Annotated in this window: 16 protein-coding genes; 9 read left to right on the plus strand and 7 right to left on the minus strand. The window is 40.2% G+C overall.

Annotated elements, in window-relative coordinates; all coding sequences use genetic code 11:
* Positions 1 to 11: 11 nt before the first annotated feature.
* The 5 genes from AC0UMU_RS10190 (at position 12) to AC0UMU_RS10210 (ending at position 8680) form a co-directional block, all read left to right on the plus strand.
* Positions 12 to 1820 (plus strand): thiamine pyrophosphate-binding protein, encoded by a 1809-nt coding sequence (locus tag AC0UMU_RS10190; RefSeq protein ID WP_288640012.1) that lies wholly within the window; start codon positions 12 to 14, stop codon positions 1818 to 1820.
* A gap of 262 nt (positions 1821 to 2082) precedes the next feature.
* Positions 2083 to 3375, plus strand: a complete 1293-nt coding sequence (gene metK, locus AC0UMU_RS10195; RefSeq protein ID WP_009318308.1) for a methionine adenosyltransferase — start codon at positions 2083 to 2085, stop codon at positions 3373 to 3375.
* 125 nt (positions 3376 to 3500) lie between these two features.
* Positions 3501 to 4619 carry a TlpA disulfide reductase family protein gene (locus AC0UMU_RS10200; protein ID WP_288640014.1) on the plus strand — a complete coding sequence of 373 codons (1119 nt, stop codon included), beginning with the start codon at positions 3501 to 3503 and terminating at the stop codon, positions 4617 to 4619.
* Positions 4620 to 4629: 10 nt separating this feature from the next.
* The gene (locus AC0UMU_RS10205) at positions 4630 to 6168 is read left to right on the plus strand and encodes a YifB family Mg chelatase-like AAA ATPase (protein WP_288640016.1); all 1539 of its coding nucleotides are present in this window, start codon (positions 4630 to 4632) and stop codon (positions 6166 to 6168) included.
* Positions 6169 to 6316: 148 nt separating this feature from the next.
* On the plus strand, positions 6317 to 8680 hold the full coding sequence (locus AC0UMU_RS10210) for a T9SS type A sorting domain-containing protein (RefSeq protein WP_288640017.1): 2364 nt from the start codon (positions 6317 to 6319) through the stop codon (positions 8678 to 8680).
* 143 nt (positions 8681 to 8823) lie between these two features.
* On the opposite strand, the gene AC0UMU_RS10215 is transcribed toward AC0UMU_RS10210, so the two are convergent.
* From AC0UMU_RS10215 to AC0UMU_RS10240, 6 genes are all read right to left on the minus strand, one after another.
* Positions 8824 to 10332 (minus strand): GH3 auxin-responsive promoter family protein, encoded by a 1509-nt coding sequence (locus AC0UMU_RS10215; RefSeq protein WP_022390617.1) that lies wholly within the window; start codon positions 10330 to 10332, stop codon positions 8824 to 8826.
* A gap of 235 nt (positions 10333 to 10567) precedes the next feature.
* Positions 10568 to 12358 carry a DEAD/DEAH box helicase gene (locus AC0UMU_RS10220; RefSeq protein ID WP_022390618.1) on the minus strand — a complete coding sequence of 597 codons (1791 nt, stop codon included), beginning with the start codon at positions 12356 to 12358 and terminating at the stop codon, positions 10568 to 10570.
* Between the two features lie 240 nt (positions 12359 to 12598).
* Positions 12599 to 13654, minus strand: a complete 1056-nt coding sequence (locus AC0UMU_RS10225) for a tyrosine-protein phosphatase (RefSeq protein WP_288640020.1) — start codon at positions 13652 to 13654, stop codon at positions 12599 to 12601.
* Positions 13655 to 13764: 110 nt separating this feature from the next.
* Complete coding sequence (locus AC0UMU_RS10230; RefSeq protein WP_022390620.1) at positions 13765 to 14694, minus strand: carbohydrate kinase family protein; 930 nt, start codon at positions 14692 to 14694, stop codon at positions 13765 to 13767.
* A gap of 6 nt (positions 14695 to 14700) precedes the next feature.
* The gene (locus AC0UMU_RS10235) at positions 14701 to 15321 is read right to left on the minus strand and encodes an SIS domain-containing protein (RefSeq protein WP_009318300.1); all 621 of its coding nucleotides are present in this window, start codon (positions 15319 to 15321) and stop codon (positions 14701 to 14703) included.
* Positions 15322 to 15350: 29 nt separating this feature from the next.
* Positions 15351 to 15905: an LOG family protein gene (locus tag AC0UMU_RS10240; protein WP_122303627.1), complete on the minus strand. Its 555-nt coding sequence runs from the start codon at positions 15903 to 15905 to the stop codon at positions 15351 to 15353.
* A gap of 163 nt (positions 15906 to 16068) precedes the next feature.
* Between AC0UMU_RS10240 and AC0UMU_RS10245 the strand changes: the two genes are divergently transcribed.
* Positions 16069 to 17292 (plus strand): M16 family metallopeptidase, encoded by a 1224-nt coding sequence (locus tag AC0UMU_RS10245; RefSeq protein WP_009318298.1) that lies wholly within the window; start codon positions 16069 to 16071, stop codon positions 17290 to 17292.
* A 42-nt stretch (positions 17293 to 17334) separates the two neighbouring features.
* Here AC0UMU_RS10245 and AC0UMU_RS10250 read toward each other — a convergent pair whose 3' ends face one another.
* A complete protein-coding gene (locus AC0UMU_RS10250; RefSeq protein ID WP_009318297.1) occupies positions 17335 to 18066 on the minus strand; it encodes an HAD family hydrolase in 732 nt (243 codons plus the stop codon).
* Positions 18067 to 18105: 39 nt separating this feature from the next.
* Here AC0UMU_RS10250 and mnmA point away from each other — a divergent pair, with 39 nt between their 5' ends.
* The 3 genes from mnmA (at position 18106) to AC0UMU_RS10265 (ending at position 21902) form a co-directional block, all read left to right on the plus strand.
* A complete protein-coding gene (mnmA, locus tag AC0UMU_RS10255; protein WP_009318296.1) occupies positions 18106 to 19158 on the plus strand; it encodes a tRNA 2-thiouridine(34) synthase MnmA in 1053 nt (350 codons plus the stop codon).
* Positions 19159 to 19198: 40 nt separating this feature from the next.
* Complete coding sequence (locus AC0UMU_RS10260) at positions 19199 to 19630, plus strand: Fur family transcriptional regulator (protein WP_031258153.1); 432 nt, start codon at positions 19199 to 19201, stop codon at positions 19628 to 19630.
* 334 nt (positions 19631 to 19964) lie between these two features.
* A complete protein-coding gene (locus AC0UMU_RS10265; protein ID WP_473979929.1) occupies positions 19965 to 21902 on the plus strand; it encodes a heavy metal translocating P-type ATPase in 1938 nt (645 codons plus the stop codon).
* Positions 21903 to 22030 lie beyond the last annotated feature (128 nt).

The raw sequence follows: 22030 nt of genomic DNA on the forward strand, positions 1-22030 counted from the left end.
ACCTTTGTACTATGATTAAGACCAGTGATTTTTTGTTTAAGTATTTAGTAGAGAAACACGGTATCACAGATGTTTTTTTAGTTACGGGTGGCGGTGCGATGCACTTGAATGACTCTATCGGACGAAATCCCGATATTCGGTATATTTGTAATCATCATGAGCAGGCATCGGCGATTGCGGCTGAAGGGTATTATCGCGCTTCGGGCAAATTGTGTGTGACGAATGTAACGACAGGTCCTGGAGGAACAAATGCCGTAACCGGAGTTTTGGGACAATGGACAGATTCTATTCCGGCGATTTATATTTCGGGTCAGGTAAAACAGAGTACGACGATACATGCTTGTCCGGATTTGCATTTGCGGCAATTGGGTGATCAGGAAGCAAATATTATCGATATTGTGAAGCCGATCACAAAGTTTGCCGAGATGATTACGGATGCGAATGATATAAAATACTATATAGATAAAGCGATCTATTTAGCGACACATGGCCGCCCGGGTCCCGTCTGGATCGATGTTCCTTTGGATGTACAAGCTGCTCTTATCGAAGAAGAAAACTTAAAAGAGTTCGATCCGTCGGAGTTGGAACAGCAATCGTACACCCCGATAGAGAAGTCGGTAAAATCTGTCATTGAGAAATTGAAGACTGCAAAATGTCCGGTTTTCTATGTCGGTAATGGTTTGAGACTGGCCGGAGTCGTAGATGATTTTATCCGGATAGCAGAAAAAACGAATATTCCGGTAGTCACGGCGATTAGCGGACATGATATCATTTGGCATGATCACCCTTTGTTTTTCGGAAAACCGGGAATATGCGGTGACCGGATCGGGAATGTAATGGTACAAAATTCCGATCTGTTGATTATTCTCGGAACTCGTTTGGGTATTCGTCAGATCGGATATGCCTATGAACAATTTGCTCCGTCGGCATATAAGATCATGGTCGATATCGATGCTTGCGAAATGTCGAAACCTACGTTTACACCGGATATGAAGATACATGCCGACCTGAATCCTTTTATTAAAGAGATGGAGTCGGAGGTATCGACTATCTCTTTCCCGGATTATACCGCTTGGATAAATTGGGGGAATGAGCGTCGTAAAGAACTGCCTACGGTATTCGAAGACAATCCCTCGACTCCGGGTTATATCAGTTCGTATGTGTTTGCCGATGAGTTGTTTAAGCAATTGAAAAGCGGAGATGTTGTCGTTACGGGTAATGGTACGGCTTATACCTCTACTTATCAGGCGATGCACGTAAACAAGGGAGTCAGGGTATTTGCCAATCAGGGTTGTGCTGCTATGGGATATGATTTGCCCGCAGCCATAGGTGCTGCCGCAGCCAATAAATCGGGGCGGACTATACTGATTACCGGAGACGGAAGCATTCAGATGAATATTCAGGAATTGCAGACGTTACTGACATTTAATCTTCCGGTGAAAATATTTGTGTTGGAAAATGAAGGTTATCTGGCGATAAAAACTACACAGAAGTCGTTTTTTAATAAAAAATATACGGGAAGTAATCCGCAGAGCGGGGTGATATGTCCCGATATGGCAAAAATTGCCGGAGCTTACGGAATACCTTTTGTCCGCATACATGAAGAAGGGAAAGTATTAAAAGATACAATCGCGGAGGTATTGGCTTCTCCGGGAGTCATGATTTGTGAAATTACGATGGACCCGGAACAAACGTTGTTCCCTAAATCCGCTTCTTCGATGGATAAAAACGGTAAGATGGTATCGTCTCCGTTAGAGAGAATGTTCCCGTTCTTGCCCGATGAAGAACAGCAAAAATGTACATATCCCGGCAGTAAATAAGATATTGTCAAGACTGTAACCGATATAAAAAAGAGTTCTGTGATCAATAAATCCCGGAACTCTTTTTTATATGCCGGAAATGCATTATCTTTGCCGCGAAATAAATGTGGAAGGATTTGGCTGCTTGCAACCACACAAAAAAATGCTAAAACTGCGTGACCTGCCATGTTGTACGGAATCCGGCTTTAATTCATTTCCTTCCCCGTTTTTTAATAAATATTTTTATGGAGCACGGTTGTGCATAAATTAAAATTAAAAACAGATGAACTATTTATTCACCTCGGAATCGGTGTCTGAAGGACACCCCGATAAAGTAGCCGATCAGATATCGGATGCTTTGCTTGATGAGTTTTTGGCGTATGATTCCAACTCGAAAGTAGCTTGCGAAACATTGGTGACTACAGGACAAGTAGTACTTGCCGGAGAAGTAAAATCTGATGCTTATGTCGATCTGATGGATGTTGCCCGTCGGGTAATAAACCGTATCGGATATACAAAAAGCGCATATAAATTTGACGGAGACTCTTGCGGTGTTTTTTCTGCGATACATGAACAATCTGCAGATATAAACCGTGGGGTAGAACGTGAAGATGAAATGAATCAAGGGGCTGGAGATCAAGGGATGATGTTCGGATATGCCTCTAATGAAACGGACAATTATATGCCGCTTTCATTAGATCTTTCTCATCTCTTGTTGATCGAGCTGGCTGCGATTCGTCGGGAGGGAAAAGAGATGACCTATTTGCGTCCCGATTCTAAATCTCAGGTGACGATAGAATATAATGAGGATAATGTCCCTGTCCGGGTTCATACGATTGTGATCTCTACGCAACATGATGAATTCATAGTACCGACAGAGCAAACTCATGAAGCGCAGATGGTTGCTGATGAAAAGATGCTATCGATAATTTTTGAAGATGTAAAGAACATCTTGATTCCCCGTGTAATAGCCAAACTTCCCGAACGTTTGAAAGCTCTTTTCGACGATAAGTTGATTCTGCATGTAAATCCTACGGGAAAATTCGTGATTGGCGGTCCTCACGGGGATACCGGACTTACGGGTCGGAAGATTATTGTAGATACTTACGGAGGTAAAGGCGGACATGGCGGCGGTGCTTTTTCAGGAAAAGATCCTTCGAAAGTCGATCGTTCTGCAGCGTATGCAGCCCGTCATATCGCCAAAAATCTCGTAGCGGCAGGTGTATCCGATGAGGTTCTTGTTCAGGTTTCTTATGCGATCGGTGTTGCTCAGCCGGTAAGTATTTATGTAAATACTTACGGTAAATCTCATGTGGCATTGAGTGACGCCGAAATCGCATCTCGAATAGGCGCTATTTTTGATATGCGTCCTAAAGCCATAGAAAAACGTTTGAAATTGCGAAATCCTATTTATGAAGAAACGGCAGCTTATGGTCATATGGGACGTAAGCCTTGTACGGTAGTCAAGACTTTTTCTTCAAAATACTTCCCGAAGCCGGTTGTTAGAGAAGTAGAGCTTTTTACTTGGGAAAAGCTGGACTATGTGGATGCGGTTAAGGAAGCATTCGGTCTTTGATGGTTTAGACGGTCTCTAAGAAAAATAAGAGGAAAGTCTGTTCGAGTATATCTTTGAACAGACTTTTTTTGTTGCTGTTGACAAAAAAAGTAAATTTGCAGATAGTCATCAATATAAATGAATATATGAAAAATATAATCATATTTTTTCTCTCCTTTTTCTTGTTCTTGACGGCATGTAGTTCTGGCGATAAGTATGTTGTAAAAGGGGATCTTTCTCATTTGGAGGGTCAGTATTTATATGCCGTACACGAAAGGTATAAAAAAGAGCTTAAAATGGATACGGTCAGGGTACAATCGGGTAAATTCGAGCTGACGGGAGAAAGTGAGATGTTGACTTCTTTGCAGTTGTATACAGAAGATTATACTCCGTTGATGCAGTTATTTGTAAAAAACGGAGATCACATCTCTTTAGAGGGGGACGTACAGAGACCTTTTGAGATTCGGATAAAAGGGAATGAAGCATACCAGGCCGTTACGGATTTTAATCAACGGAACGGTGCATTATTGCAAAGGATTGCCGAAAAGCGGAAAGAATATTATACCCGGGAAAAAGATTCTGCTTATTTTGATGATCTGAAAAAATTAGAAAATGAAATTTGTAGAGATGCCGAGTCTGAGATTTCTGCAAAACCGGCTTCTCCGGCTTCTATAATTCTCATGTATGAATATCTTCTCAATGAGAATACGGTAGAATTATGTGATTCTTTGTTGCGCATCATGCCTTCTGAAGCAAAACCGGCTTCGTTGTTGGCAAAAATAGATCTTTTTATAGAGCAGGTACGGAGAGTATCGGTAGGAAAGATTTTCCCTTATTCTGTTTTGAAAAATGAAAAAGGAGAGTCGGTTTCGACAAATACTTTTCGAGATATTCCGACAGTAGTGACTTGGTGGGCATCTTATGATCCGGCAAGTCGGGAGGAGATGAAAAATATAAGAGAAATTTATTCTAAATATAAAGACGATAAAGTCAGGGTCGTAAATATTTCTCTCGATATAGATAAGGGAAGCTGGAGAAACCGGATAAAAAACGACTCTCTTGAATGGACTCAGTTGATTCAGCCTGAAGAGTGGAATGCTTCTTCGACACGGAATTTAGGTATTTCCAGAATTCCATATACGATGATTCTTGATAAGACCGGACGCTTGGAAAAAGTCGGGTTGGAAGGAGATGAACTTAAAAAATATATAGATAAAATGGTTTCCCGAATAGATAGTCTGGAATCTGTTAAGGAAAAAGGTTAAATCTCGGATCATGTTGATAAAGGTTTTTGGTGCTGCTGTGCAGGGAATAGATGCTTTGGTCGTAACGATCGAGGTGAATTGTACGCAAGGAATCCGTTTTTTTCTGGTTGGACTTCCTGATGCGGCTGTAAAGGAAAGCCATGAACGTATTGTCTCGGCTGTTCAACATAATGGTTATAAATTTCCTCGTCGCCAGATTGTTATAAATATGGCTCCTGCCGATATTCGGAAAGAGGGTTCTGCGTATGATTTGCCGTTGGCTGTCGGTATTTTGGCTTCTGCCGAATTGATCAAACCCGATAAGCTGTCACAGTATATGATTATGGGAGAACTGTCTTTGGACGGTTCTATTCTTCCGATAAAGGGGGCTTTGCCTATTGCAATCAAGGCGAGAGAAGACGGTTTTAAAGGGCTCATCGTTCCGCAAGCGAATGTAAAAGAGGCGGCTGTCGTAAATAATCTCGATGTTTACGGTGTCGGGAATATCCGTGAAGTGATCGAATTTTTTAATGATGAGAGAGTTTTGTCTCCTACTGTAATCGATACTCGAAAAGAGTTTTATCAACAGCAATGTGAATTTGATCTCGATTTTGAAGATGTAAAAGGGCAAGAAAATGTTAAGCGAGCTTTTGAGGTCGCTGCCGCCGGTGGTCATAATTTGATTATGATAGGCCCTCCGGGAGCAGGAAAATCGATGATGGCGAAGCGGATAGCTTCTATTATGCCCCCATTGACTTTGCAGGAAGCATTGGAAACGACAAAAATACATTCGGTGGCGGGAAAGATGGAGCGGGGGAGTTCTTTGTTGTCTCAACGTCCTTTCAGAGCTCCGCATCATACTATATCGAGTGTAGCTCTTGTCGGAGGAGGAGCTTTCCCTCAGCCCGGCGAAATTTCGTTAGCTCATAACGGAGTCTTATTTTTGGATGAACTACCTGAATTTTCAAGGCAGGTTCTTGAGGTGATGCGTCAGCCGTTGGAGGATCGTAAAATAACTATTTCCCGAGCAAAATATTCGATCGAATATCCGGCCAGTTTGATGTTGGTAGCTTCGATGAATCCTTGCCCGTGCGGATATTACAATCATCCTGAGAAAAAATGTATTTGTCCTCCCGGCAGTGTTCTGAAATATTTGAATCGTATTTCCGGACCGTTACTTGATCGTATAGACATACAAATTGAGATTGTTCCGGTTCCTTTTGAGAAAATGGCGGATAGCCGTCCGGGAGAACCCAGTGCCGTAATCAGGGAAAGAGTAATACGAGCACGTGATATTCAAGCAGAACGGTTTAGAGATATTCCGGGGGTGTATTGCAATGCGCAAATGAATACAAAATTATTGAACCGTTTTGCCCAGCCCGATGAACTTGGTAAAGAACGGTTAAAAGACGCCATGAAACGTTTCGGCCTGTCGGCACGGGCGTATGACCGTATTCTCAAGGTTGCTCGTACTATTGCCGATTTGGCAGGGAGTGAGAATGTGCTGTCGGTGCATATTGCCGAAGCGATCAATTACCGGAATCTCGATAGAGAAAATTGGGCAGGCTGATCACTTCTTTAGATGGGTGCTTAGATGTACTAATATATTGTGATATAAATATTTCTGTATTTAATATAATATTGCATATTTCTGAAACTATTTATGGAAATAGCGTTGAATTGCTGTTATTTTCGATAATTTTGCTTTTGTTGTATTTATGACAAATAAATGGGTTACTTTTATATCTCCTGATTCAGAGCATTTTGATCCTTCTTCATTGAATATATCCTGTCATAAAGAAGTTGTCGAGCCATTTGTATGGGATAATTCTACAAAAAGTTATGTAGGCAAAATACGTTGTTATTTCGGTGATGATATAGTAAATTTTACAATAGGAACTCCCGATAACCGTATTGTGTGTGAATTGGAAGGCTTTATTGAAAATCTTGAATCGATAACAGAAGCTAATTTCAAAGTAGATTTTTCTCAATATCATTATGTACAAATAAAAGCAAAAGATAAGAGAATGTCTCTTTATGTTGATTATATTTATTCTTCGGAAGACGATAGCGGGTCATCATTCCCTGGAGGAAGTCATATTTATACTAATATGGTTGATAATGCAACATGGTGTAAATCCGGGAAATATACCTATGAACCTGAGATTACATTTGATGATGCTGCCGTAATGACGACTGAGCATTATTTGATTGTGGATAATAGAGATGTAGAAGAGATTATAGACATCGACATGGAGAAGATGCATTTGGTAACATTCCATGTTACAGGAGTCGAAAAAAAGCCTTTGGCAGGAGCTTCTATTGATGTTATTCCGTCAACGAATGCGGATTTGGATATGGAGCTTGATACCGATGACGAAGGAATAGGGAGAGCCTATTTGTTGGATGGATCTTATTATTTCGGGGTAGATGCTTCCTACAATAACTATTTTGGGGGTGATGATTCTATCGGAGAGTTTACCGTATCCGGAAAAGATATTGATGTAAAATATGGGTTTGATGACTATAAGAAAGTGATATTCAACATATCCGGAATAGGTCTTCAGTCTGTTGCATTGTCAATTATGAAGGCTTATGAGTCGAATCAAGATGAATATTATGAGTCTTTATCCGGAGAGGGAGTTGTGGCTCATGAGATGTATCTGCCGGCAGACGGACAATTCAGTTATAGTATCAATCCGACTTGCTCGGGCTATAAATTCCCTGTTAAGAATGATGTTTTTGAAGCAAATACGACAGATAGGTTAGATATTGTTTTTGATGAACAAAATTATACACAAGTATTTTTTGATGTTATAAATAAGCCTGAAGAAAATTATCCGTATATAAAGATATTTCACAATGCTACCTTGGTGCGCGATTTATACATTGGGGATATGTCTTCTAAAGAGATGTTTTCTCCGGGCGAATATAATTATGTGTTGATAAGTAATAATAGTGATTTGCAGTCAAAGGGTTCGTTTGCCATTTCCAAAGGAGATGAGAAAAAGACTATAACTGTAGATTGTGCCGAAGGTATAAGCAAACCGGTCTTTTTTAGTGTAAAAAATATGCCGGAATCTATTAAATCGGAATATCTTTCGTATGAGGTAAAAAGTGAAAATGGAATGGATTTGTTCAATTTCAGTTTCTATCCCGGTCAAGAAGAGCCGGTTCAATTTTCTTTGCCGAATGGTTCTTATATTTTTGCTATTAGTAAAGATGACAGTAGAGGGGCATTTTATCATGAACAGAAAGTCGAGATAGATGATAATAATCGTAATGTAGAAATTGATCTCGGAAATTATGGTACTGTACGGGTATATACTACTGCTCCTGAAGGAATTTCGGTAGATGATATATTTTGTATATATCCCGATGGGCAGACGGTTGACCTTTATGGTGAAGAAGTCATGGTATGGCTTGAAAGCGGCAAAGAGTATAGCTTTATCGCATCGGGTAGTGATGATAACGGCTTTGATATGCATTCGTCGGAGAAGAAAGCAGTTACCGTTAAGGCTGGCGAGGTCGTTGATGTTACTTTAGATCTGGAAATTCCGCAGACCGATTATACGGTATCGATGAGTATCCGAGATAGATATGCAGGTTATATTAAGAATGCAAAAGTGACGATTAATGGAGAGGCTTATCGGTCGAATCGTCAAGGACAGGTCCAAACTCTTATTCCTGTTTCCGGAAATAGCCTTACTTATAGGGTAGAGGCTACTGGATATGAAACTTTAGAGAAAACAGTTCAACTATCAAAAATGGATATTCTGTCACAATATGTAGATATAGATGTGTTCTTGGAATATGATGGTGGAGTTGATGGCATAGAAGAGCAGACGATTGATAAGTTGAAAGTCTTGAATACTGTTGTAGATGGTAATTTATTTATCGATAATGGAACAGAAAATATGTGGAACATGATTATGGTGGGACTTGATGGTCATGTTGTGATCGATAAAAATATAGAATTGGGTATCAATGATATTGGTGTAGAAAATCTTGCTTCAGGATTTTATATCGTTGTATTAAGTAACGGTATTGAACAAAAGTCTGTAAAGATTATCAAGCGATGAAGTTCTGCAAGTAAATCTTATATAAACAAAAAGCGGTTATCTGTAATTTTGATGATAACCGCTTTTTTGTTTATAAAATTTTGATTTTCAGAACTTATCTAAATTTCCCGATAAAAAAATATTATCAGGTCATTTGTAAAAACTCAGTGGTTCATTTTTAGCATATCTTCTATATGCTCACGGCTATTGCTGAGGCGTGGAATTTTGTGTTGTCCGCCCAATTTCCCTTTATCTTTTAACCAGTCATGGAATAGTCCGGGGCGAGCTTTTATTATTTCAAGCCGGTCAAGGAAAATACCTTTGTATCGTTTAGCCTCATAGTCCGAATTAAGGCTCTGTAATGTCGCATCGAGAATGTCGGCGAACTGTTCTAATGACTCCGGTTCTTTTTCGAATTCGATCAACCATTGGTGGCGACCTCGGCTTTTGTTCGACATGAATACCGGTGCGGCACTGTAATTTGAGATAATTGCTCCTGTTTGTTCACAAGTTTTTGCCAAACCTTTTTCTGCGTTATCTACCATTAGTTCTTCTCCGAAAGCGTTGATAAAATGTTTTGTCCGTCCGGAGATAATGATTTTTGCAGGATCGGTCGATGTTACTTTTACCGTATCGCCTATCTGGTATCGCCATAGTCCGCTGTTGGTCGTAATAACCAATGCATAATTCTGGCCCTTTTCTATTTCCCAAATCGGTAGTACGACCGGATCTTTTTTCCCGACTTCCGATAAAGGAATAAATTCAAAAAACACACCTATATCGAGTAACAACAGCATTCCCTGTTCGTCAAAACTGTTTTGTACGGCAAAGAATCCTTCTGAGGCATTGTAAGTTTCTACGTAGTGCATCTTTTCAGACGGAATCAGCTCTTTATAATAAGAACGGTAGGGTTCGAAGCTTATTCCCCCATGAAAGAACACTTCGAGATTAGGCCATACTTCGGATAGATATTGTTTTCCGCTTTGTTGTAATATCTTTTTTATCAGAGTCAGAAACCAAGACGGAACACCGGATAAGTTTGTTACATTCTTGTGTAAGGTGGACCGTACGATTTCTTCGAGTTTCTTTTCCCATTCCGACATTAAGGCGATTCGCTTTTCCGGAACACGGATGAGGTTGACTAACGGATTGATGTTCTGTATCAGGCATGCCGACAAATCTCCGCATCGGATGTCTTTGCGGAGAGAGCTGATCTGGTGGCTTCCCCCGAGAATCAAACCTTTTCCTGAGAACATCCGACTATCGGGATTCATGTTCAAATAACTGACGACACAATCTGTACCCCCCCGATAGTGACATTGGTACAATCCTTCTTTACTGACCGGAATAAATTTGCTTTTGTCGTTTGTCGTCCCGGAAGATTTGGCAAACCAGCGGACTTTTGACGGCCATATAAGGTTGTTTTCACCTTTAAGCATCCGTTCTACATACGGTTTCAGCTCTTCGTATGTAATCAACGGAACTTGTTCGGAGAATGTTTTATAATCTGGGATTTTCTTGAAACGGTATAGTTTCCCTATTTCTGTATTTTGTGCTGTTTCAAGAAGGTTGTATAGTTGTTTTTTTTGTATCTCGTCTCCGTATCTTTCAAACAAGTCGATCTGTTTTTGTCGTTTGGCAAAAAGCGGGCGTACTATAGGTGTTATATCCATCTTGTTTTGGTTGTTATTCGAGGCAAAAATACAAAATATACTAATTTTTATTTCATGATCAGTAAATTATATGCATGTATTTTGCATTATGTAGCAATTGAGAGGCATTTTGTTTATCGAATTATAAAATTATGTTTGGCAAAATATAGATTTTGAGGATCGGATAATACAAAGAAACCGTAAATCCATTTTCAGACTTACGGTTTGTTCTTATTTTTTAATAACGGAGTTTTTATTATCTCCGTTTTTTCTTACTGTTTTCACGTCCCCGACTTTTGGAAGATTTGTATTCGTTTCCAAAACTTCCTCGTTTTTGTGAAGATTTTCCTCCGGAATCTCTTTTACCGAATCCCCCTTTTCTGTCGGAATGTTCCCGTTTCCCGGAACTTTCTTTTTTGTCTGCCGGTTCTACAGAAACCCGTTTGCCGAAGAAATTGATGTTTTTCAGACTTCCGATTATGTTACGAGCAGATTTCTCTTCTACTTCGAAAAATGAGAAGTTCGGAAGAACATCGATTCTGCCGATGGAGGCGTGTCCCTTAACGTTGTCGTTAATCATTTCGATTAATGTACTGGGGTAAAAACCGTCGGCTTTTCCAAGATTGATAAAAAGGCGGGAATAGCCTTCTTCTGCTTTTCTGGCTTTACTTCTTGTGCGTTCTCCACGTTGATTTCCCCGCTCTTTCGTATTTCTGTCCTCCGGAATATCCAGTTCGCTTGCATCTGCATAATAATCGATCAGTCTGTTAAATTCGAGCGAAACGATTCGCTTGATGAGGTCTTCGTTGCTTAACCACTCCAGTTTGCGGAAGATGGATGGCAGATAAGATGCGATTTCTTCTTCGTTAACTTTAACTTTTTCAATTTTGTCTACCAGATTAAACAATTGCTTTTCGCATATCTGACCTCCTGTCGGAATATGCCCTTTTTCGAATTTTTTACCGATGATTTTTTCAATATCCCGCATTCGCCCTTTTTCTTTTACGTGAATTATGGCGATGGAAGTTCCCTTTTTTCCGGCACGGCCTGTACGACCGCTTCTGTGAGTGTATGTCTCGATGTCATCTGGTAATCCGTAGTTGATGACATGGGTCAGGTTATCTACGTCGAGACCGCGTGCTGCAACATCGGTTGCGACCAATAGCTGAAGGTTTTTTACTCTGAATTTTTGCATGACGGCATCCCGTTGTGCTTGAGATAACTCTCCATGTAAAGAATCTGCATTATATCCGTCTTGTATCAGTTGGTCTGCTATCTCTTGGGTCTCCCGTCGGGTACGGCAGAAAATGATGCCGTATATATTGGGATAATAGTCGGCAATGCGTTTTAATGCCAGATATTTATCTTTTGCGTGTACCAGATAGTAAACATGTTTTATATTTTCAGCTCCTTCATTTTTGCTCCCGATTACCACTTCTTTGGGATTACTCATGTAGTTTTTTGCTATTTTTGCTATTTCCGCCGGCATGGTAGCTGAGAATAGTAACATATTGCGTTCTTCCGGAATAGCGGCTAATATTTCGTTTATGCTTTCCGTGAAGCCCATATTGAGCATCTCATCGGCTTCGTCCATAATCACTGTACTTATCCGGTCGAGTTTTACCATCTTTCTGTTCATCAAATCGATGAGACGACCCGGAGTCGCCACGATGATTTGTACTCCTTTTTTCAATGTTCTTATCTGGCTTTCGATACTTGATCCTCCGTAAACGGGAAGTATTTTCAGCCCGCTGATATATTTTGAATAATCGTTCAGATCACTGGCTATTTGCAGGCACAGTTCTCTTGTCGGACTTAAGATAAGGGCTTGAGGATAATTGTCGCTGACATCTATTTTTTGAATTACGGGAAGTCCGAATGCCGCAGTTTTTCCGGTTCCGGTTTGAGCCAAAGCTACGATATCGGTATTTTCGGCAAGTAAAAGGGGAATAACCTGTTCTTGTACAGGCATTGGATTCTCAAATCCGATTTCAGAAATCGCTTTTAATATTTTGCTGTCGATTCCTAATTCTTCAAATGTTTTCATTTATTTATGTGCTTATTAGAACCTTTAGGATTGCCGCAAGAAGTCGCTGTGTTATCCCAACCTTTTAACTTTCTCAATACCTGACGGGGCTGTCCGCCTAAAAGGAGAATCGTATACCTACATGAAACCTAAAGAATTTATTTGCCTGCAAAGGTAGATATAAATATTGGCATAATCGTAAGTTCAGCATATTTTTAACTGAATTTGTTTAATTCATAGAGAATTAGAGCCAAAAGAATGTTATTGAAGAAGAATCTCTTGTAATCTTTTTTGTTTTTCCGGAGTCATGTTCAGTTCTTGTTCCAGATAATTCTGAATGCTGCCGTATTGTCTTTTTATATATTTAAATGCGCAATTGAGGTATTGTTCATCTGCAGTCATCAAGGCGGTGACCGCTTCTTGTATATCTAAAGGAAAATCGACTAAATTCAGATCTATTGAACGCTTGTCAAGGTACTGATTTGTCAATAAATAGTCATCTAAGATTGTCTCTTCGGGTATATTCAGGGCAGATAAGATAAGGACTACTGCAAATCCTGTATAATCTTTTCCATAACTGCATGTGAGTACTACCGGGTAGTTCTCGGACATTAACAACTGGTTGAACATCGATTTATACGTTGTCGTTGCTTTCTTGGAAAGATCGATAAACAGATCTTGCATAAATACGCATGCATCTCCCCGTTTGAATTCATGGTTGTTGATTTTCTCTTCTAACATATCTAATGGGTATAAAGATATGGGCATGTGTATGATATTTTCTAATTTGAGACTTGACGGAGGCAAAGTGAAAATTTGAGAATCTCTGAAGTCGATCAGGGTTTTGATTTTCAGATTTTTCATACGCTGTATGCTTTCATTGTCGAGTGAGTCTATTTTTCCAGACCGATACAACATTCCCCATTTGATTCTTTTTTTATCATAATTTTTGTAACCGCCGAGATCTCTGAAATTTTGGACGAAATTGAATTGTTGGGAGCGGGTTCCGACAATACGGTCATATTTGTCGTCAAATCTTAATAAAAAGTATTTACGGGCAATAGTCGGATTTGTATGGATACGTATGTTTTCATCAGATATCGGACATTCTGCAATCAGCCCGTTTTCTGTATCGAAATTTTGGGGATCGACAGAACTGTATATCTTTACATTGCCTTCGATAACAGGAGAAATATCCCATTTCAGTATATAATCCGGAGTATTATCGATTTCGCATACAATGTCAATTTCTGGTTCTGAAGAACTGCAAGCTGAGAAAATAATAAGTAAAAAAAGATATTTGAGATGATTTAGCATAGTCTGTGACTCTTGATAAATATTCGCAAATATAAAAAAAGCCCACTATAAAAAAGTAGGCTTTATATTCTTTAATATATAATAGAATATCTTGTGGATTTGGCAGACTATTAATGTGTTGTCCTGTATTTTGCTGCAAATTCGGTAGAAATGTAGTTATCATAAGAGTTACATACTTCTAAAGAGAAGTCTATTCCGGAGGATATAATGTCTGACCATTTTTCCGGTGAAAGGTTTTCTAATTGACTGCGTGAAATGTTTTCTCTCAGTATACCGTAAAGTAGTCCGGCATTGAAATTATCTCCTGCTCCGATCGTACTGACCGGTTTTATTTGCGGTACGTCGAAATGTAAATGTGTCTGAGCTGTGAATAATTCTACACCTTTTGGTCCTCTTGTGTAGATAAAATTAGGACAATAGAATTTAATTTTGTCGAGATATACTTTCCCCGGATCTGAAAGATTAAATAACGTCTCGAAATCTTCTTCCGAACCTCGTATAATATCTGCATATTCGAAATTCTCGAGTAAAGACGGAGTGATGCGCATGGCTTCGTGGGCGTGAGCTTTCCGGAAATTAGGATCATAATAAATTATGGCTTTCCGTTCATGGGCATATTCCAGAAATTCTGTTATCCGGTATCTTAGAGATGGATTTACGGCATAGTATGAGCCTAAAATCAGAATGTCGTCGGGGTCTATTCTCGGCCATATGACATTTAGTCTATTTTCGGGATATTGGGTATAAAACATATACCGGGCTTCATTCTGGTCATTTAAAAAGGCTAAAGATACGGGTGATTTCCCTTCACAAAATATATCTACATTCTCAGTCGACAGGTTATTTTCTCGCATAAATGACAAGATATTGTTCCCGACCTGATCTTGTCCTAATTCTGTTATGAAGTGAACGGGTATTCCCAAACGTCCCAGACTGACCATCGTATTGAATACAGAACCTCCCGGTAAGGCTTTGGTCGGTTGTCCGTTTTTGAAAATTATATCGAGAATTGTTTCTCCTATGCCAATAATTTTTCGCATATATCGTTATTTTTTGTCGTCACAAGATTGTTCCCGTGAAAGTTGTCCCAAATATCCTCCGTGATGCCTTAGTGCGTATTGGCTGCTGTCGAATCCGGTTGCTTTCATAGTGCCTACGACTAATATGTCGCCGATAACGGTCATGAGAGTTGTCGAAGTCGTCGGAGTGAGGCCTAACGGACAAACTTCTGCCGGAGCTCCGGTAAACAGGCAGACATCGGCGGATTGTGCCAATTGACTGTCGGGATTTCCGGTAATGACAATAAATCGTAGATCAGGTTGCAGCCGGGATGCCAAAACGAGTAATTCTAAAATTTCACGGGTTTTTCCCGAATTAGAAATTACCAGCATTAGATCGTTTTCTTGCAGAACGCCTAAGTCTCCGTGTTGGGCTTCACTGGGATGTAGAAAAACAGAAGGTATTCCTGTAGAACAAAAAGTCGTTGCGATATTCATGGCAATCTGTCCGGCTTTCCCCATTCCGCTGGTAACTAATTTCCCTTTTTTGCGGTGTACTTGTTCTACAATTAATGAAATTGCTTTTTCAAAAGCATCGGATATAGGAATATTTAATATAGCGTTAGCTTCACGTTGTAAAATAGATTGAATGTCCTCAGCAGTTGTCATTCCGGTATATATTTAATTGATTTAATAATTCAAAAATTCTCGAGTATTCGGATACACTCTTCTGCATTTGTCGCTATTTGATAATAATTTTTGTAATGAGGAGATGCGAATCGTTCCCTGTAAAATAGCTCTATCTGGTTGATCAGAAGGTTGTAGAATCCGTTTGTATTGCAGAATACGACTTTCTTGTCATGATAACCTAAATGTCCGGCTGCGATTACGGTAAAAATTTCATCTAATGTTCCGAATCCACCGGGCAAGGCAATGAATACATCGGCTTTGTCGAGCATCATTTGTTTTCTCTCTCCGAGAGTGTCTACCCTTATCAGCTCATCCGGTAGTCGGCTGGCCTTTCCATAATCGCAGATGCGGTGTGTAATGATCCCGGTGATAGATCCACCGTGTTTTTTGACGTGTTCGGCTGTCGCTTCCATGAGTCCGACATTAGCCCCACCGTATATCAACCTTTTTTTATTTTTCCCTATCCATCGGCCTATTATTGCCGACTCTTCAAAATAACAACTGTCGACTTCGTTCCCTGAAGCGCAAAAAAGACCGATATTTTGAATCATAGTTTTTTTCATTGGATTTATAAAAACGAAGATAGGGCTTTTTTACTAAATATTATCTTTCTCAAAATATTTTTTATCAATAGTATATTGTTGATAGTAAAAGAAATGTTTTGGAAAAAATAGTTCGGAACATTTTTTTATATCTAATTTTGTGCGCTTAAAAGAAAAAGAAAGCATGGCACATCATCAATTTTATACTTTATCGAACGGGTTGCGTATTATATATCAGCCTACCGTTTCTACTGTCTCTTACTGCGGATTTACGGTCAATGCGGGAACGAGGGACGAATTCTCAGGGGAATTCGGTATGGCTCATTTTGTCGAGCATCTTATATTTAAAGGAACTGCACATCGCAGATCGTGGCATATCTTGAACCGAATGGAAAATGTTGGAGGTGAGTTGAATGCTTATACGGCAAAGGAGGAGACAACTGTATATGCCGTTTTTTTAGAAGAGCACTTGTCTCGGGCTGTCGAGTTGCTGTGTGATTTGGTACTCCATTCGCAATTCCCGGCGCAGGAGATAGAACGAGAGGTGGAAGTAATTCTCGATGAGATCAATTCTTATAAAGATAATCCGGCCGAATTGATTTATGATGAATTTGAGAATTTGCTTTTTTCAGGACATGCCTTGGGGCACAATATATTGGGAGAACCGGAAGAATTAGTTCGTTTTACCTCTCAAGACGGACGTCGTTTTTTGAGACAGCAGTATATACCTTCGAATATGGTGTTCTTTTTTATGGGACATACGCCTTTTAAGCGTGTGATATCTCTGCTTGAGAAATATATCGGGGGAGAACCGGAAGGGAAAGGTATAAACCATAGAGTTGCTCCCGGAGGATACTCTCCGTTTGCTGAGCGGCGTATTTTGGATACTTTTCAAGCGCATGCATTGGTCGGGAATCGGGCGTATAGTATGTTCGATGAGCGGCGCGTCCCTTTATTCTTATTGAATAATATGCTTGGAGGGCCGGGCATGAACAGCCGTCTGAACATTGCTTTACGTGAGAAAACAGGATGTGTTTATACTGTCGAGTCTTCTGTAACTTCATATACAGATACCGGGGTCTTTGCTATATATTTTGGAACAGATCCGAAGAAAGTTGATAGATGTCTTTCATTGATGCATAAAGAATTTAAGCGTTTGCGTGATACGGCATTATCTATATCCCAACTGGCTGCTGTCAAAAAGCAGTTTATCGGACAGATGGGGGTCGGAACTGAAAATCGGGAAAGTATGGCTTTGGGTTTAGGAAAAACCTTCTTACATTACAATAAATATGATACTCTTGAAGAATCATTTCGTAGGGTAGAAGCCGTTACTGCATCGGATCTGCTCGAGGTTGCCAATGAAATATTGGACGAAAAAAGCATTTCGACTCTTGTTTTTGTTTAATTAAGAGTCTACCTGAACTTTATCGGGAAATTTGAACAGGAACTAAATAATAGACAACAATTCCCGAATCGTTTTTAATGAAAACATCCGGTCACATGTCTCCGGCTTGTCAACTTTTTCATGTTCCCATGTCGTATAAAAAGGAATGTGTGCAGCATATCCTCCGATCGACAAGACCGGAATAATATCCGATTTCAAGGAGTTCCCGACCATGAGAAATTTGTTCGGAGATACTTGTAGACGATCTATCAGAGACCGGTAACCCGACTCGTTTTTCTCGCTCATGATTTCGATATGGGAAAAGTATTTTTTTAATCCCGATTCTTCGATCTTTCGTTCTTGGTCGGTAAGATCGCCTTTCGTTGCCATAACCAAGGTATAATCTTTTTGAAGAGCAGATAGCGTATCCTCTACACCGTCGATTAATTTGACAGGATAAGAAAGCTGTTTTTTCCCTAATTCCAATATTTCTTTAATCGTATTTCCTGAAATTTTATTGTTGCTGAGTTCCAATGCCGTTTCTATCATACTGAGAACAAATCCCTTGATCCCATAACCATATATAGGAAGTGTTTTTATTTCATTTTTCAGTAGTGATTCGAGAATTTGATCTTGGTCGGCATATTCTTTAATCAGTTCGCAAAAACGATGTTCGTTCTCCCTGAAAAAAAGTTCATTTTCCCATAACGTGTCGTCTGCATCGAAAGTGATGATATCCAATTCTTTTTTCATACGATTCATTTCCATTTTGAAAACAAAGATACATACATTCATAGGAATAGTTTTATATTTGCGGGAGGTAAAAAATCTGAAATGAACAGAAAAAAGGTTTTACTGGGGATGAGCGGCGGTACAGACAGTTCTGTCGCTGCAATGTTGCTGCAGGAGCAGGGGTATGATGTTACAGGTATAACGTTCCGGTTTTATGAGATTGATGAAAATACTGCATATCTGAGTGAGGCGGCTGAATTAGCTGCCCGATTGGGAATACCTCATTATATTTATGATGCAAGGGCGGAATTTGAGAAGAATATCGTTGCTTATTTTATAGATGAATATATGTCCGGTCGCACTCCTGTACCCTGCATTGTTTGCAATAATACCTTTAAATGGCCGTTAATGGCCAAAGTTGCAGATGAACAGGGTATCCGGCATATCGCTACCGGGCATTATGTCCGGTTGATGGAAGCGGGTGGTCATTCTTATCTGCAATCCGGAGTCGATCCGGACAAAGACCAATCCTTTTTTCTTTGGGGACTTCCTGAAATTTTGATCAAAAGAATGATTTTACCTTTAGGGACGTTAACAAAGACTGAGGTTCGGGAAATTGCCCGACAACGGGGATTCTTTCAGATTGCTGCCCGAAAAGATAGTTTGGGAGTTTGTTTTTGTCCGGGAGATTATCGCTCTTTTTTGAAAAAACGGTTGGGCGAGTCTGTTTTTTCAGAGGGATTTTACGAAGATGAATCCGGCAAGATTATCGGTAAGCATAAAGGATATCCTTTTTATACCGTAGGTCAACGCAGAGGATTGGGGTTGAATTTGCAGCATCCGGTTTTTGTTAAAGAAATTTCTGTTCAAGATAATCGAGTAGTTATTGCGCCCCTTTCGGGGATGTATAAAATCCGGATGATATTGAAATCTGTAAATGTGATCGATTCTTCCGATTTTGACGGACGTTGTGCGATAACCTGCAGAATCCGTTATCGAAAACAGAATACTCCTTGTCGGGTCTTTTTTATTTCGGATAATCAGGCGGAAGTTCGTTTTGAAGAGCCGGTACATTCTGTTGCTCCCGGTCAGGCGGCCGCTTTTTATTGCGGGGATAGGCTATTGGGCGGAGGCATTATTGTATCTGCGGAGTAATAATAACGTTATATCAGATTAAAAATGTGCTATGGAGAATATGGGAGAGAAAGAAATTTTGGAAAAATTAGAACGAAAGGGAGTAAAGCCAACGGCTAACCGTATATTGGTATTAAAAGCTTTGTTGAGTAATTCGACGCCTGTCAGTTTATCGGATTTAGAAGATTTTATCGTTACGATGGATAAGTCCAGCATCTTTCGTGTGTTGACATTGTTTCTCGAACATAATGTCGTTCATGCAATGGAAGACGGCAGCGGGTCTTTAAAGTATGAGGTTTGCATGAGTGAAGGCAGATGCTCTCTTTCCGATATGCATATCCATTTTTATTGCGAAGTGTGTCACCGGACATATTGTTTTAAGACGATACACGTTCCGGTAATGGAACTTCCCGAAAATTTCACACCGCATTTTGTCAATTATATGATCAAGGGGGAATGCCCGGAATGCAAGAGACGGCATTCCGAAATTTGAGACGTTTGCTTGATCGGCATTTCTTTGGCGCTTTGCCAATACTTGTTTTTTCTGTGGAGGATATGCCTTGTCCCGATATGGACTGCTTGTCCTCGATTATAGCCTTATTTTCACTGTCCACTTCTTGTGAAAACGGTAAAACAGACCGGAAGAAAGAGCAAAAATGACCCGATAGAGTTTTTTATCGGAAAATTTAGATAGGCTCTAAGGCAAATGATATAGAATAAAGTGCAAATCATTTTTACTCAATAGAGGGTACAAATTTCTTTGCAATCAGGTTGCATAATTTTCTCTCTAACTTTGTGCCAAAGATCAAAATAATCATGTTTTAATTATGGCACATAATCATCACGAGCACCATCACGGTCATAAACACCTTCATGCTCACGGAGGGTTGAAAGGGCAAGTAATCCTTATTATCGTCACTATACTTTTGTTTATTGGAGCGGTACTTATTGAGAAGAACTGTAATCTGCCAACATGGCAACTACTACTCGTTTATCTCGTTCCTTATTTGCTTGTCGGTTATCATACATTGGCAGAGGCGGCTGAAGGCATCTTGGGTGGAGATATCTTCAATGAACATTTCCTGATGTCTATTGCTACAATCGGCGCACTTTGTATTGGCTTTTTTCCGGGAGCTGAGACAGAATTTCCGGAAGCGGTATTTGTAATGTTATTTTTCCAAATAGGAGAGTTATTTGAAAATTATGCTGAAGGAAAGAGCCGTGGCAGCATTTCACATCTTATGGATATACGTCCTGACGTTGCTAATGTGGAGATCGGTGGAAAATTGGTAACCGTTTCACCCGAAAATGTAAATGTGGGAGATATCATTGTCATTAAGCCGGGCGAAAAAGTCCCTCTTGACGGAAAAATCATTGACGGCACATCATCTCTTAACACGATTGCCCTGACGGGAGAAAGCATGCCCAGAGATTTGAGCGTGGGCGATGACGTAATTTCGGGCTGTGTTAACCTTACGGGGGTTATTCGCGTAAAAACGACTAAAGATTTCGGGGAGAGTACGGTTTCAAAAATTATCGAACTGGTGGAAAGTGCCGATGAGCATAAATCTAAGAGTGAATCGTTCATTACAAAGTTTGCACACGTATATACCCCGATTGTGGTTATTGCCGCATTATTGCTTGCTGTTATACCACCGTTATTTTCATCGGTGGGATTTGCCGAGTCGTTCCCGGCGTGGTTTCACCGTGCACTGATTTTTCTCGTAGTATCATGTCCATGTGCTTTGGTGATCAGTGTACCGCTCACATTCTTTGGGGGACTTGGCGGTGCATCACGCAAAGGTATTCTTATTAAAGGGAGTAATTATATGGATACGCTGGCAAGAGTGGGTACGGTGGTATTCGATAAGACCGGAACTTTAACTCGGGGAGAATTTGAGGTAACAGCTGTACATCCTGATGATTTCAATGAAACAGAACTTTTACATCTTGCGGCGCATGTGGAACATTTCTCTACACATCCGATAGGAGAAGCCTTGCGTACCGCTTTCCCGAACGAGGCAACAGATGGTTGTAAGATAACGGATGTCGAGGAAATTGCAGGACATGGAATCCGTGCAAATGTATCGGGCTGTACTGTTTGTGTGGGTAACTCTAAAATGATGGATGCGATTGGTGTAAAATGGAATAATTGTCATAGTATAGGAACGATAATTCATGTGGCCGTAGATGGTAAATATGTCGGGCATGTAGTCATAGATGACCGTTTGAAAGATGATAGTGCACGGGCTGTTAAATCACTGAAACGACTTGGCGTGGATCATATGGTAATGCTTACCGGTGATCGTAAGGAGGTTGCGTTTGATGTGGCAAAAAAACTCGGACTCGACACTTGCTACGCCGAGTTGATGCCTGCCGATAAGGTGAGATATGTTGAGCAGTTGCTTGCCACAAAAACAGAAAACAAAACTCTTGCTTTTGTAGGTGATGGAATTAATGATGCTCCTGTTTTGAAACGTGCGGATATTGGTATTGCAATGGGTGGACTTGGCAGTGATGCCGCAATAGAAGCCGCCGATGTGGTGCTCATGGATGACCAACCGTCAAAAATAGCCACAGCAATACGTATTGCACGTCGCACCATACGCATTGCACATGAGAATGTATGGTTTGCTATCGGTATAAAGATCGCAATACTCGTTCTTGCTTCTATCGGGCTCGGTACTATGTGGATGGCTGTTTTTGCAGATGTCGGTGTAACTGTTCTGGCAGTGTTTAATGCAATGCGGGCGTTACGAATTTAAGCGTTTGTTCTCAAATCTGACCTAAGCAAAATTTGAACAGGCTCTAAGGCGAGCACTATGGAAAGGATAAATTTAAAGGGGCTGTCCAAAAAGTCGGATAGCCCCTTTTGCTATTGTTTATTTCGGTA

The sequence above is a fragment of the Coprobacter fastidiosus genome, from assembly GCF_982245605.1.